12 protein-coding genes are annotated in these 12,939 nt (G+C 67.6%); 3 read left to right on the top strand and 9 right to left on the bottom strand.

Features of this window, described 5'->3' with window-relative positions:
* Window positions 1–152: 152 nt before the first annotated feature.
* The gene (locus tag AB0F44_RS17120) at window positions 153–917 is read left to right on the top strand and encodes a helix-turn-helix transcriptional regulator (RefSeq protein WP_357357369.1); all 765 of its coding nucleotides are present in this window, start codon (window positions 153–155) and stop codon (window positions 915–917) included.
* Here the strand turns inward: AB0F44_RS17120 and AB0F44_RS17125 are convergent, their stop codons facing one another.
* Together AB0F44_RS17125 and AB0F44_RS17130 are read right to left on the bottom strand one after the other, a co-directional pair.
* A complete protein-coding gene (locus AB0F44_RS17125; protein ID WP_357357371.1) occupies window positions 918–1,769 on the bottom strand; it encodes a CoA ester lyase in 852 nt (283 codons plus the stop codon).
* Window positions 1,766–2,761 (bottom strand): acyl dehydratase, encoded by a 996-nt coding sequence (locus AB0F44_RS17130; protein WP_357357373.1) that lies wholly within the window; start codon window positions 2,759–2,761, stop codon window positions 1,766–1,768. The genes AB0F44_RS17125 and AB0F44_RS17130 overlap by 4 nt, the downstream gene beginning before the upstream one ends.
* Before the next feature lie 194 nt (window positions 2,762–2,955).
* On the opposite strand from AB0F44_RS17130, the gene AB0F44_RS17135 reads away from it, so the two are divergent.
* Window positions 2,956–3,678, top strand: a complete 723-nt coding sequence (locus AB0F44_RS17135; RefSeq protein ID WP_357357375.1) for a FadR/GntR family transcriptional regulator — start codon at window positions 2,956–2,958, stop codon at window positions 3,676–3,678.
* Between the two features lie 28 nt (window positions 3,679–3,706).
* On the opposite strand, the gene AB0F44_RS17140 is transcribed toward AB0F44_RS17135, so the two are convergent.
* From AB0F44_RS17140 to AB0F44_RS17170, 7 genes are all read right to left on the bottom strand, one after another.
* Window positions 3,707–4,936, bottom strand: a complete 1,230-nt coding sequence (locus tag AB0F44_RS17140; RefSeq protein ID WP_357357377.1) for an MFS transporter — start codon at window positions 4,934–4,936, stop codon at window positions 3,707–3,709.
* 61 nt (window positions 4,937–4,997) lie between these two features.
* Window positions 4,998–6,209, bottom strand: coding sequence for a CoA transferase (locus AB0F44_RS17145; protein ID WP_357357379.1), 1,212 nt, complete (start codon window positions 6,207–6,209; stop codon window positions 4,998–5,000).
* Window positions 6,206–7,384 carry an acyl-CoA dehydrogenase family protein gene (locus AB0F44_RS17150; protein ID WP_357357380.1) on the bottom strand — a complete coding sequence of 393 codons (1,179 nt, stop codon included), beginning with the start codon at window positions 7,382–7,384 and terminating at the stop codon, window positions 6,206–6,208. Before AB0F44_RS17150 ends, AB0F44_RS17145 begins: the two co-directional genes overlap by 4 nt.
* Window positions 7,381–8,160, bottom strand: a complete 780-nt coding sequence (locus AB0F44_RS17155) for an enoyl-CoA hydratase/isomerase family protein (protein WP_357357382.1) — start codon at window positions 8,158–8,160, stop codon at window positions 7,381–7,383. The genes AB0F44_RS17150 and AB0F44_RS17155 overlap by 4 nt, the downstream gene beginning before the upstream one ends.
* Window positions 8,148–9,353, bottom strand: a complete 1,206-nt coding sequence (locus AB0F44_RS17160) for a CoA transferase (RefSeq protein ID WP_357357384.1) — start codon at window positions 9,351–9,353, stop codon at window positions 8,148–8,150. The genes AB0F44_RS17155 and AB0F44_RS17160 overlap by 13 nt, the downstream gene beginning before the upstream one ends.
* A gap of 73 nt (window positions 9,354–9,426) precedes the next feature.
* Entirely contained in the window at window positions 9,427–10,362 is a 936-nt protein-coding gene (locus tag AB0F44_RS17165) for an acyl-CoA dehydrogenase family protein (RefSeq protein ID WP_357357385.1), read from the bottom strand.
* A complete protein-coding gene (locus AB0F44_RS17170; RefSeq protein ID WP_357357387.1) occupies window positions 10,359–11,129 on the bottom strand; it encodes an enoyl-CoA hydratase-related protein in 771 nt (256 codons plus the stop codon). The genes AB0F44_RS17165 and AB0F44_RS17170 overlap by 4 nt, the downstream gene beginning before the upstream one ends.
* 154 nt (window positions 11,130–11,283) lie before the next feature.
* Here AB0F44_RS17170 and AB0F44_RS17175 point away from each other — a divergent pair, with 154 nt between their 5' ends.
* The gene (locus AB0F44_RS17175) at window positions 11,284–12,759 is read left to right on the top strand and encodes a 3-hydroxyacyl-CoA dehydrogenase (protein WP_357357389.1); all 1,476 of its coding nucleotides are present in this window, start codon (window positions 11,284–11,286) and stop codon (window positions 12,757–12,759) included.
* The last annotated feature ends 180 nt before the right edge of the window (window positions 12,760–12,939 follow it).

Genomic DNA, 12,939 nt, shown 5'->3' on the forward strand with positions numbered 1-12,939 from the left:
GGGTATGTCGTAACCCCGCTGTAACCCGACGGAAAAGGCCTTACTCTTAGCAGGTGGACCTGCGGACCGAAGCCAGAGAGTTCCTCCAGAGCCGGCGCGCCCGATTGAGTCTTCAGAGCAGCGGCCTGAACGCCACGAGCACCCGGCGAAGGGTGTCCGGACTCCGACGCGAGGAGGTGGCGCTCCTCGCCGGAATCAGCGTCGACTACTACACGCGACTCGAGAAGGGACGCCTCAAGACGGCTTCCGCACCGGTTCTCGACGCGATCGCACGAGCACTCCAGCTCGACCCGGCAGAGCGCGCCCATCTCCACGACCTGGCCCGCGCCGCCAGGGGAGAGACAGCAGATCGACAGACGCACGCAGAGAGCGTCGTCGTGCGGCCGGCGCTCACCTGGATGCTCGACGCGATGAGCCCGTGTCCGGCCTACGTACGCAACGCCAAGCTGGACGTTCTGGTCTCGAACGCCATGGGCCGCGTCTTGTACGCGCCGGCATTCGACCGCGCCGACGAGCCGCCGAACCTTGCGGTCTTCTGCTTCCTGGACGAGCGGGCGCCAGTGTTCTTTCCAGAATGGTCCGCAGTGGCGCAGGGAATGATGGCGCTGTTACGAGCAGAGCTCGGCCGCAACCCCGACGACGAGGGTGTCAACCAACTCATCGATCGGCTCGCCGAAGGCAGCGATACGTTCCGGAGACTCTGGGCGGCACACAATGTCCGAGAGTCCCCTGCCGAGACCACGCTCATCGAACACCCCGACGTCGGCACGCTGCTGCTCGCCCTCGAGGCAATGAACATCGCAGCCGACCCCGGGCTCACCATGGTGACTTACGCCGCCGAGCCCGGCTCGGCTTCATCGGCGGGCCTGTCTCGGCTCGCACAGCTGGTGATCAACCAGCAGGGCCCACTCGCATAGTCAGCAACCGGACCCATCACCAGTGTTCGGGTCGACACGCGCCCGCAGGAGAACTCTGTGCGCTCGCGCGACCACCGGCGGGTCGACCATCCGACCATCGAGGCTGACCGCTCCCCCGCCCGCCGCGGCACCGACCACTCGCCTGGCCCAGGCGACCTCGTCGTCCGCCGGACGGAGCGCGTCGTGCACGACGCCCACCTGCCGCGGGTGGATGCAGAGCTTGCCGCCGAAACCCAGCGTCACCGCATGGCGTACGTCTCGAACGAGCCGCTCCTCATCGTCGAGCGCAGTGGTGACTCCGTCCACCGGCGCGGGAAGCCCCGCATGCGCACTGGCCAGCACGAGCTGTGACCGCGTACAACGGAAGGCCTCATAGGAGTCGGGATCGACTCCCAGCACCGCCGCCAGGTCCAGGTGGCCGAGCGCCAGACGCACCACTCCGGCCGCACCGGCGACCGACGTCGCCTCGATCACGCCTCCCGGGGTCTCGATGAGCGGGACCACCGGTGCGCTGCCCGCTCGGGCATGTAGATCCTCGACCTGCTCGGCCGACTCCGCCTTCGGCAGCAGCAGCGGGGCACCGGTGCCGGCCAGTGCCGCCACCTCGGCGTCGTGCCACACGGTGTCCGACCCGTTGATCCGGACCATGGTCGTCGGCCGCGGATCGGCGCCGGCGAGCCAACGCAGTGCCGCGTCCAGCGCCGCCGGCTTCTCGTCCGGCGCAACCGCGTCCTCGAGGTCGAGGATCACGACGTCGGCACCGGACTCGTGAGCGCGGACGAAGCGGTCGGGCCGCGTCGCCGGGACGAACAGGAAGGTTCGTGCCGACTCGATGAGGTGCTGGGCACTCATGCGGCGATCACCACCGGACTCCAGGAGAGAACTGCTTCCTGTTCCCCACTGGGTGCCATCCGCGATGTCGTGACCTGCAGGCCCAGGGCGGACATGCCCGATGGGTGGGAATCGACTGTTTCGACCGTCAGCGACGAGGTGAGGACATCACCTTCGTGCACTGGAGCCAGGTGGTCGCAGGCGTGCCACCCGGCGACGGTGACGACGCCGGGCATTGCCTGACAGACGTGATGGAAGGCGAGACCGATCGTGTGGCCGCCGTACACCAGGCGATCTCCGCCGGCGGCACCGGCGTCGTGGTGGACCCGGGCCAGGTTTCCGGTGAGCCGGGCGAGCTCCGGGGCGCTCGAGACCACGTCCCCTCCCAGCACGTCGAAGCGCTGGCCGGCGTGTACAGACATGCTGGGCAATCCAGCGAGTGCACCGAGGTCCCAGTCGGCGACGGACTCGAAGAGACCGGCGGCGTCGGGACGGGACTGAGGGACTTCGATCTCGTCGTCGCGACCGGTCGGCCCCACCCCAGGCGACAACAACAGCATCGCGCAGCGCCGATAGTCCAGAACGGTCCGCTGAAGCTGGTCGACGGTCGTGATCCGGAGCACCGCGAGGCCCGTGGGCTCACGGTCCCGTCGGCGGGAGTTCTCCCGCAGCGCCTCCACTGTGGTCGTCGTGTGCAGTGTCTCGCCGATCCGAGGCTGTCGCGAGAACCACAGGCCGCGGTAGAAGAGATTGGCGCGGACGTGCTGTGTGGCCACCGTCGACTGGCCGATCGACACGTCCCACACGAGTGCCGGGCCGGCGACAGGCGCTCCAGCGACTTCGGTGGCCAGGTGGTGGTCCAATGTCAATCGGACCCGGTTCCCGACGATCGCCCCATGCGTTGCCTGGAGGCCCGAGGTCAACGTCACCGGCGGTGCCGTCACGAACTCCTGGCCGACCTCCAGCTCATCGAAGTACGGGCTCCTCGCCGTCGTCCGGCGTATGTCGCGCACTTGACTCCTCCTCGACCACGTTGAACATTGTCAGACTGTTCCAATGGTGCAGTAATATTCACCTAATCGGGGGAATCTCCGAGATATGGACCTCGACACAGCCCCGCACACGGCTGACGAGGACAGAATGTAGGACAATTGTCTCGGCGGCAGACAGGCCGCCGTGGCAAGTTGCCGAGGGACAGGGGAACGGGATGGCGTCAGCGAACAGCAAGGAATTCAAGGCACGACAGGTCATGCGGCCACGGGACCAGGTCGAGCAGCAGCTTCGCGATGCGATCCTCGACGGGCACTTCGCCCAGGGGGCGAAGCTCCCGCCTGAGACCGAACTGGCTTCACAGTTCGGCGTGAGTCGACCGACGGTTCGTGAAGCACTCGGCGCGCTCGTCAGCTCTGGCCTGATCCGCAAGATCCCGGGCGTCGCCGGCGGGAGCTTCGTCAACACGGTCACTCCCGACTCACTGAGTCAGATGTTGAGCGAGTCGATGGACACCATCGTCCGGATAGGAGCCCTCGACATCGCGGAGATCACTCAGGTGCGTCGCGTCCTGGAGATCCCGGCTGCCGAGCAGGCTGCCAAGAACCGAAGCGATGCCGACCTGGCCGCGATGAAGGCCGTGGTCGCGCAGCAGAAGTCCACCACGATCGACGACCCCGACATCCCCGAGTACGACCTCCGGTTCCACACCGCGATCGGCTACGCATCCGGCAACCGCTTGCTGGCCGCGTTCATCGCCTCCGTCCATGACGCCACGCATCCGGCGCAGTTCCTCGACGTGACCCCTGAGGTCGCCCAGAAGACGGTGCGGCAGCACATCGAGATCGTCGCCGCCATCGAGTCGGGCGATCCCGAGCGCAGCGGTGAGGCCATGCGTGAGCACCTCGACTTCGTACTTCAGTACTCGTTGCCTCACTGAGCACCAGACATCGGCGGTTCTATCCGTCTCATCGCTCTTCAGGGGGCACCGCGGGCTCGCCAGACACGACGTTCCGGTTCTCCTCGGCGCGGGCCCAGAAGACCAGCCCGCCAGCCCCGAGGAGAAGCGCGGCCGGCCCCACGAACGCCGCGGCAACACCCGCGGCGCCAGCCAGCGCGGCCACCCCGAGTGGGACCAGAGTCTGCCCCAGGCGATTGCCGGCCATCCGCACGCTCATCGCCGTGCCGCGCACCTCAGGCCTCACCGCACCGGCCACCCAGCCGATCGCGATCGGTTGGCAGAGGCCGATTCCGGCTCCGCTCAGGAACATGAGCAGGAACAACCCGGGCATCCAGGTGACAAAGGGCACCCAGGCGAGACTGAGCGCTGCCAAGACCAAGCACACTGTGAGCAGCGCGCGCCGGGTGTATCGACGTAGCAGCGGCATCAGGAAGATGCGTACGACCACGGAGGCGAGACCGTGGGCTGCGATCAGCATGCCTACGATCTGCGGTGCCACGCCATTTTCCTCGCCGTAGGCAGGCATGAACGCGACGAGCAGATCCGCGGCTGAGAGCACCGCGAAGCCCACGACGAGCGCAACGACGACGCTTCGCTCGCCGACCACCTCACGGATTGCTCCGGGAGCCGCCTTGCCGAAGTGCTGGGGCCGAACCGACAACGCGCCGGGACGCCACAAGAGTGTGCCCGCAGCCGCCACTCCGACGAACGCAACGGTGGCGATCAGGAGATAGACCCCGGTCAGGTTCATCCCCGAGCCCCTTTCGCCTCCGACGCTGTCAGCGATCAGGAAGCCGGCGATGGCCGGAGCGGCGAACTGGGTCGAGGAAGTGACGAGGGTGAAGGTGGCGAAGCGAGCGTCCCGCCTCACTTCGTCGCGGCCGTTGGCGATGATCGTCTGGCAGGCGATCATCGCCAGGAGCTGGCCGAGACCGATCGCGGCGCTACCGACGACGATGACCCACAGCTCGGACGCAGCGGCCAGCAACAGCACGGTCAGTGCGATGAGGGCGGCGCCCACGAGGAGATAGCCGCGCTCGCCCCGCCGGTCGATGCCCCGTCCGATCGGAATCGATGCCGCCAGCGAGACGACGGAGAACGACGCGACGACCAGTCCCAGCTGCGCGGTCGAGGCTCCGACCGCTAGCGCCTGGTAGGTGAGCAGGGGGCGCAGCATGAAGACGACGATCATGGTGGTCGCCGTCACCACCAGCAGCCGTGGAAACCAGCCGCTCATACCGGCGTTCTCGTCGTCTCGACCCTCACTGCGGGATCAGTCCCCTGTCTTCTCGAAGTAGTCAGCCGATGATCCGTGCGTCGCGCAGTCGGCCCAGGTCGCGCTGAGACAGCCCCAGCAACTCGCTCAGGACATCGTCCGTATCGGCCGACATCGAAGGCGCAGGGGTCGGCCTCGTCTGCTCGCCACCCCAGCGCCAGGGAGACGCTGCGCTGAGCATCGGACCAACCCCGGGTTGCTCGATCTCCTCGATGATCGACGCGGGATCGCTGAGCTCTGCCTCGACCACCTCGGCCATGTCGCGATAGGGACTCCACAGCACCTTGGCCTCGTCGAGCAGCCCCTTGACGGTCGCGTAGTCACGCGAGGCGAACCACGGGCGCAGGATCGACGCGATCGTCTCGCGGAGCCGGAACCGGTCACCCTCGTTGTCCAGGTCGGCACCGACCGTGTTCTCCAGCGCCTCGAAGACGGCCTCGGTTCCGGTCACCTTCCGCAGCGACTTCCACTGCCCCTCCGTCAGCGCGACCACCATGACCCGGCGTCTGTCAGAGGTCTCGAAATCGACCCCGAAGGAGCCGAACATGTGGTTGCCCATGCGATCCCGGGCCGATCCACTCTCCCCGGCCTCTGCCACCCAGCCCATCCCGGCGACGCCGGCGAGCGCTACGTCGGCAAGGGCCACCTCGACGTACGATCCCTCTCCGGTGCGATCCCGCTGGAGCAACGCGGCCGACACCGCCGTGGTCGCCAGCATCCCGGTGACCAGGTCCCACGCCGGCAGCACATGGTTGATCGGGACGGCGGCGTCGCTCGGGCCGGTCATCAGCGGCACGCCGACCTCGGCGTTGATCGAGTAGTCGACTGCAGGCTTGCCGTCACGGCGTCCCTCGATGTGGACGTGGATGACGTCGGCGCGGCGGGCGGCGAGGTCCTCGTTCTTGATTCTCCGGCCGCCGACCATGTTGTCGACGAACACGCCTCCGGCCGGACCTGGGGCACAGATGAGCTCGAGGAGCAGCTCACGTCCCTCGGGTTGGCGATGATCGATCGTGACGGACCGCTTGGCCCGGTTCAGGTTCGCCCAGAACAGGCTGGCACCGGTTGCGGCCAGCGGCCACCGGCCGAAGTCGCTGCCGCCGCCCGGCGGATCGACGCGAATGACGTCAGCCCCCAGCTGGCTCATCACCATTCCGGCGAAGGGCCCTGCTACGAAGGTGGCGGCCTCGACGACCCGTACGCCCCTCAACGGCGCCGCGCTCGTTCCCGTCACGTCGCCCTTGGGGCCGCGGCGGCGGTCACGGACTGTCTGATGTCCCGAGCGACCAGCATGCTCTGGATCTGGTTGGTCCCGTCATAGATCTCGGCGATCTTGGCGTCGCGCAGCCTACGCTCGGCACCGGCTGCGACCAGGTCACCGTCAGGACCGAGCAGCTCGACACACGCGGCCGCCACCGTCGTCCCGAGAGCCGTGCAGTGCATCTTGACCAGCGAGACCTCGGCCACCGGCTCGTCGTCGCCCCTGGCGTCCACCAGGTCACAGACGGAGAGCAGCATGGCCCTCGCCGCCGTGATCTCACCGCGTAGCCTCGCCAGCTCGAACTGAAGGTCCTGGGCCGCGGCGGTGCGAGACGAGAGCATGTCGCGCTCGGCCGCCCAGGCGACGGTGGCATCGAAGGCTCCCGTGGCGAACCCGACTCCCTGCGCCGCAGCGCTGATCCGTGATCTGACCACGGATCGGAGCAGAAGTGGGTAGCCCTCCCCCTCGGCGCCCATCCGTGCGCTCGCCGGAATGCGGCAGTCCTGAAAGGCCAGTGTGACCGTCGTCGCACCCTTCTGACCGAGCTTCTTCATCGGCAGCCCTGCCTCGAACCCCTCGAGGCCCGCCGTCTCCAGGAGGAACGCCGTCACGCCGCGCTTGCCCTGGGCCGGATCCACCGTCGCGAACAGCACGATGACATCGGCCCGGTCTCCGTTGGAGATGAATGTCTTCTCCCCATTGACCACGTACGCGTCGCCGTCCCGTCGAGCAACCGTCCTCATCGCTCCCACGTCGGAACCCGCGCTGGGCTCCGTCAGCGCGATGGCGCCGATCGCCGACCCATCGCAGATCCGCGGCAGCCAGCTCTCGATCTGCGGTTTGCTGCCCTGCAGATGGATCGGATGGGCGCAGTGCATCTGGGTCATGTAGACCGTCGATGTCGCTCCGCACTCCGCAGCGATGCGCATCATCGCCTCGGCGTACGTCGAGGTGCTGGTGGCGGTGCCGCCCAGCTCGGCCGGCATGAGCATCACGCCCAGCCCCGAAGCCGCCAGATCAGCCACAGCGTCGGCAGGGAAGACCGAGGCGCCATCGACGTCGGCCGCCATCGGACGAATCGTTCGCCCGATCACCTCGTCGACGCGCTCGATCACGTCCGCGTCGACCGTGGCCCATGGCGTGTTCATGGCTTCTCCTTGTGGAAGTCGGGGTCGCGGCGCTCGGCGAAGGAGGTGATGCCTTCCTGACCGTCACGAGACGCGATGGAGATCGCCGCCAAGGCGGCTTCCTGCGCGAGTGCCGCCGGGGCGAAGGCAGGCCGTGCCGCGTCGAGGATGTTGGCGAGACCGGTCCGGCTGCCGGAAGCGATCAGAGACGCCAGACGTCCTGTCTCCTGCGGCAGTTCGCCGGGTTCCAGAGGTGGCACCGAAAGCAGCCCGATCTGCCAGGCACGGGCCGCGTCGATGGGCTCCCCGCTCAGCATGAGATGCATGGCGGCCGGCCTTCCGACCGAGGCAACCAGACGCTGGGTCCCCCCGAAGCCAGGAATGCAGCCGATCCGCGCCTCGGGGAGCCCGAACCGGCTACGGCCCGAAGCGATGACGAGGTGGCACGCAAGCATCATCTCGAAACCGCCGCCCAGTGCGAATCCATCGACCTCCGCGATCACCGGGACGGAGGACGACGCGATCGCTGACATCGTTCGATGACCTGTCTGGATAAACGCTTGCGCCTCCTCTACGCGGAGGCCCCGGATCTCGTCGAGATCGGCCCCGGCACTGAAGGCACGCTCTCCCGCCCCGCGGATCACGACGCACCCCACCGAGGAGTCGTCCTGGATGTCCTCGAACGCGCCGAGGAGGAGCCGCAGCACCTCCGAGTTGAGGGCATTCATCTGCTTCGGACGGTTGAGCTCGAGCGTGAGCACTCGTCCGTCCTGTGTGATTTCGATCAGGGCACCCATACGACCTGGCTCTCCTTCAACCGTGCGATGTCCTCGCTAGCGAGGCCGATGTCATTCAGAATGTCGCGACCGTGCTCACCGCGCATCGGGGCAGGGAGCCGGGCTTGACGATCCTCGGGGTCGGTGGAGAGCCGCCAGGGCGCCCCCACGCCTCGGAACACACCTGCCACGGGGTGCTCGTAGTCGACGATCGACCGACGCGCCTGCACCTGCGGATCGGAGACCACCTCGGAGAGCGACTTGATCGGGGCACAAGGCACGCCCACGTCCTGGAGGACCTTCAACGCCTCGTCTGAGGGCATCGTCTCGAAACGCTCCTGGAACGCACCGACCACTTCCTCCCGCTTGGCCCGTCGTCCCGCATTCGTGGCCAGATCCTCGCGCTCCGCGAGATGGGCGAGGCCGAGCGCGGCACATGATCGTTGCCAATGACGGTCATTGCCGATCGCGACGACGATCGGGCGGTCCGCGGTGCGCATGGACTGGTAGATCGCAACGACAGAGTCGGTGCCGGCGCACGGGCTTGGCTCGGGGTCGCCGGCGAGGAAGCTCGCCACGCGCGGAGACATGAAGGCGAGGTCTGCTTCCAGCAACGAGACGTCGACGATCTCGCCGACGCCGGTCCGCTGCTGGCGCACCAGAGCGGCGGCCACGGCGAAGGCCCCGACAGTGCCGGCTGCTACGTCGGAGAGCGCCGTGCTGACTCGCTGCGGGACGCCGTCCACGCCGGTCACGCTCATGAGTCCGGACCGAGCCTGGGCGATCAGGTCATATCCAGGGAGCGCGGCGTCTGGACCGTCCAGTCCGAAGCCTGAGAACGCGCAGATCACCAGATGGGGGAAGCGACGTCGAAGCTCATCGAGGCCGAGACCATGCTTCTCGAGCTTTGCCGGGTTGAGGTTCTCAACGAACACGTCCGCGGTCTCGAGGAGCTTGAACAGCACCTCACGACCCTCTTCATCGCGGATGTCGACGCACAGACTGCGTTTGTTCCTGTTGACGGACAGGAACCATGCCGCCTCCCCGTTGAGGAACGGCGGTCCCCAGCCGCGCGCGTCATCGCCTCGCGGCGGCTCGATCTTGACGACGTCGGCCCCCATGTCGCCGAGGTACATGGACATGGTCGGCGCTGCGTACGAGGAGGCGATGTCGACGACACGCACCCCGTCGAGTGGTCCCGTGCCTGTGTTCATGTCTTGTCCGTCCTTCGGTTCTCGGTCGAGCAGCGCCACGCGTGCTCGGGGTGAGGCCACTGATGGCCCGCGGTCATGACGGCGACCCGTCGCGAGGGCCCAGGGCGCGCGCGGCGACGCGAGCGATGTGCAGACGGCGCCCGCCCGCCCGTGCCTGGACGCTGATCGCGTCGCGCAGAAGTTCGGCGAGCGGATACTCATCGATGTAGCCGTAACCGCCATGTGCCTGGATGGCCGCGATGCAGGTCTCGACCGCTGCCCGACCCGCCGTAGCCGACACGGTCTCGGTCGATCCGCGGTCAAGGGCGGCGTCCAAGAGGGCCCGGGCACCCTTGACCTTGAGATCCATGTCGGCGACGAGTGCACGTAGGCCCGCGAACGAACCGATCGGCACACCGAACTGGTGCCGTTCCACGACGTAGGTCTCGGATTCGCGAACCGCTCGGCGGGCAGTCCCGATGAGGACTGCGCTGGTGAGCAGGTCCCAGTGCCCCAGTGCCTCCGGGGAGGCCAGTGGTTCCCCAGCGGCGGCTTCAGGAACATTCAACGTGACCAGCCCGGCGAGTCGTAGGCCGGTTCGTGGCGATGCGTCGGCCGAGTCGGCCACGTCCTCCCAGGCCATCGTTCTCGCCTCTCCGGCATCGGCGTCGAGCACGACCACATGCCGCGGCCCGAGCGCCGTGGGAACGACCGGCGCCGACGGGGGCACTGCAAGTGCGAACGCGGGTTCGGATGCCTCGCCGAGTGAGCCGTGGACCAGATCGGCGGCGTAGCGGGCGGCCAGGACGTACGCCAGTGACGGCGACGACTCGGCGGCGACTCGGACGGTGTGAGTCAGCCAGTGAAGAGCATCGGGCTCATCAGCTGTGTCGCGCCCGAGGTCCAGCAGGCCGGCACCGGCCAGCGCGCTGCGGGAGTCGGCAAGCGGACCCGGCGCGTCGGCCACCGAGGCAGCCACCTTCGCGACGACGTCCAGGAAGCTGTCGAGTTCACTGCTGGACGAGTTCACTGGTTGAACCTCGACCGGTCGGGCTCGCGACGCTCCTCGAACGACTTCGACATCTCATCGGCCTCCTGGGTGCTCCGATACGCCGTGAGCAGCAGGTCGTGGGCGAGGCGAGCCTGGCCCGCCACTCCCGTGTGGCGCCCGGAGAACGCCGTCTTCAGCGCGCTCAACGCGAACGGCCCACGCAGGCGCAGCGTCTGCGCGAGCTCCAGTGCATGGGCGACCGGATCGTCGGCGACATCGTTCACCAGGCCCATGGTGAGAGCCTGATCAGCGGAGTACTTGCGGTTGAGGTACCACATCTCCTTCGCCCGGCGCCGGCCGATCGTCTCCTCGAGATACCACGTGCCGTAGCCGGCGTCGAAGCTGCCGACCATCGGGCCAACCTGCCGGAACACCGCGTGCGGTGCTGCGACTGTCAGGTCACAGACGACGTGCAGGACATTGCCACCGCCGACCGCAAAGCCGTTGACCGCGGCGATCACCGGCTTCGGCATGGTGTCGATGAACTCGTAGAGATCGATCACCGGCATGACACTGGAGTAGTCGAGCGACTCCAGCTCCTCGTGCTCCCCGCCGATGCAGAAGAACTTCTCCCCAGCGCCAGTCAGGACGGCGACATCGATCGCTGGCGTCTCCCGGACCATGCGGAACGCATCGAGAAGTTCACGCGCCGTCTGGAACCGGAGCTTGTTCGCGTTCTCGGGCCGGTTGATCACGATCGTCGCCACTCCGTCCTCGACAGTGACGACGATGTCTTCGTAGTTCATCCGCTCTCCATCAACACTCGGGCCGAACCGTCGTGGCGAACCAATCCGATTGGCAATTAGTTGACAACAACGTACATTGTCTTACACATACGGGCAAGCACCCGAGCAGAGCTCAACCGGAGATCGGGCGAGCGCCACGGCGAGGAGCGAGAGCATGACGACAACCATCCCGATCTGCGTGGTCGGTGCCGGGACGATGGGGCGCGGAATCGCCCAGATCGCCCTGGCTGCCGGGCATCGCGTCAGCTTGGTCGACCCCCAGGAGGATCAACTCCACGCAGCACGACAGGAGATCTCGAAGCGACTCGCGCGACGCCGGCCCGAACTTGCCGCCGCATTGGGCGAACACCTCGGAACCTTCACCTCCATCGAGGCCACCCCACCAGACTCGGACACGCTGGTGATCGAGGCGGTGCTGGAATCACTGGACGTCAAGACCGCCGTGTTCCAGGCTGCAGCGGCGCACTTCGGCCACGGCTGCGTACTCGCGACCAACACGTCGTCGCTCTCGGTCACCGCGATCGCCGCCGGCACCCCGGTACCGGAGCGGGTGGTCGGCATGCACTTCTTCAACCCCGTGCCGGTGATGAAGCTGGTCGAGGTCGTCTCAGGCGTCCAGACCGAGCCGGCGATTGCCGACCAGATCGCGGACCTCGCCACTTCCTGGGGGAAGCAGGTCGCGCGCGTGAAGTCCGCCCCGGGGTTCATCGTCAACCGGGTCGCTCGCGGCTTCTACGGCGAGGCGCTGCGGCTCGTCGAGGAGCAGGTGTCGTCTCCAGCGACCGTCGACGAGGTCATCCGCGGCGCCGGTTTCCGCATGGGTCCGTTCGAGCTGATGGATCTCATCGGCAACGACGTGAACGCCGCGGTGACTCGATCGGTCTGGACGGCCTTCAACTTCGATCGCCGATTCGAGCCGTCCCGCATCCAGGACGAACTGGTGGCCGCCGGCCATTACGGCCGCAAGCGCGGCCACGGTTTCTACTCCTATGCCGATGACGCCGAGCCGGGCAAGCCCGTGGCCGTGCCCCCGAGCGACACCCCGGAAAAGGTCGTTCTCACCGGCGACTGCGGGCAACTCTCGACATTGCTCTCGCGAAGCGCGGTCGAGGTCGATCGCGTCAGCGACTCCGACAGCGCCGGTCCGGCAGCGACCCTCCCCAACGAGGGCATCGTGGTCGTCGTGACCCGCGGGCGGACCGCTCACCAGGAGTCGGCGGTTCGCGACGGGGCACCCGTTGTCGTCATCGACCGGTGCGTCGACGCCGGAGCTGCAACCTCGATCGCTGCCGCCGCGTCCCACCCAGGGACTCCCGCCGCCGTCGCAGGCCTCCTTGCAGCAGCAGGGGTCGACGTCTACGAGGTCGACGACGTGCCCGGCCTGGTCGTGGCCCGCACTCTCGCAGTCATCGCCAACGAGGCCTGGGAGACCGCGCTCCACGGTGTTGCGACACCGGACGACATCGATGTCGCTATGGAGCTCGGGACCAACTATCCGGTCGGCCCATTCGCCTGGACTCGGGACTGGGGATCGAGCACGGTTCTCGAGCTGCTCGACCAGCTGTGGTCGACCTATCACGACACCCGCTACCGGGCGAACCGCCTCCTCCGGAGCGCCGCGACCTCCTGACAGCATCCAGGAAAACGCGGGTCGGACCCGCTCTGGCGAACTGCCGGAGCGGTCCGACCCACCTTGCATTTCAGACGACCCCTGGAGCGCCACGCCGCGTTGGGAGCCGGGCCCTCATCACGCAGCGATTCCCATCAGGCGCGCCCACCCCAAGCGACGGCCAGAACCTTCACCAGCCGT

It is taken from the genome of Nocardioides sp. NPDC023903 (assembly GCF_040639295.1).
Taxonomy (GTDB): Bacteria; Actinomycetota; Actinomycetes; order Propionibacteriales; family Nocardioidaceae; genus Nocardioides.

Coding starts and splice junctions, on each gene's coding strand:
- AB0F44_RS17175 (WP_357357389.1), top strand. CDS start 11,284: ATGACGACAACCATCCCGATCTGCGTGGTCGGTGCCGGGACGATGGGG.
- AB0F44_RS17140 (WP_357357377.1), bottom strand. CDS start 4,936: ATGAGCGGCTGGTTTCCACGGCTGCTGGTGGTGACGGCGACCACCATG.
- AB0F44_RS17160 (WP_357357384.1), bottom strand. CDS start 9,353: ATGAACACAGGCACGGGACCACTCGACGGGGTGCGTGTCGTCGACATC.
- AB0F44_RS17150 (WP_357357380.1), bottom strand. CDS start 7,384: ATGAACACGCCATGGGCCACGGTCGACGCGGACGTGATCGAGCGCGTC.
- AB0F44_RS17135 (WP_357357375.1), top strand. CDS start 2,956: ATGGCGTCAGCGAACAGCAAGGAATTCAAGGCACGACAGGTCATGCGG.
- AB0F44_RS17155 (WP_357357382.1), bottom strand. CDS start 8,160: ATGGGTGCCCTGATCGAAATCACACAGGACGGACGAGTGCTCACGCTC.
- AB0F44_RS17170 (WP_357357387.1), bottom strand. CDS start 11,129: ATGAACTACGAAGACATCGTCGTCACTGTCGAGGACGGAGTGGCGACG.
- AB0F44_RS17125 (WP_357357371.1), bottom strand. CDS start 1,769: ATGAGTGCCCAGCACCTCATCGAGTCGGCACGAACCTTCCTGTTCGTC.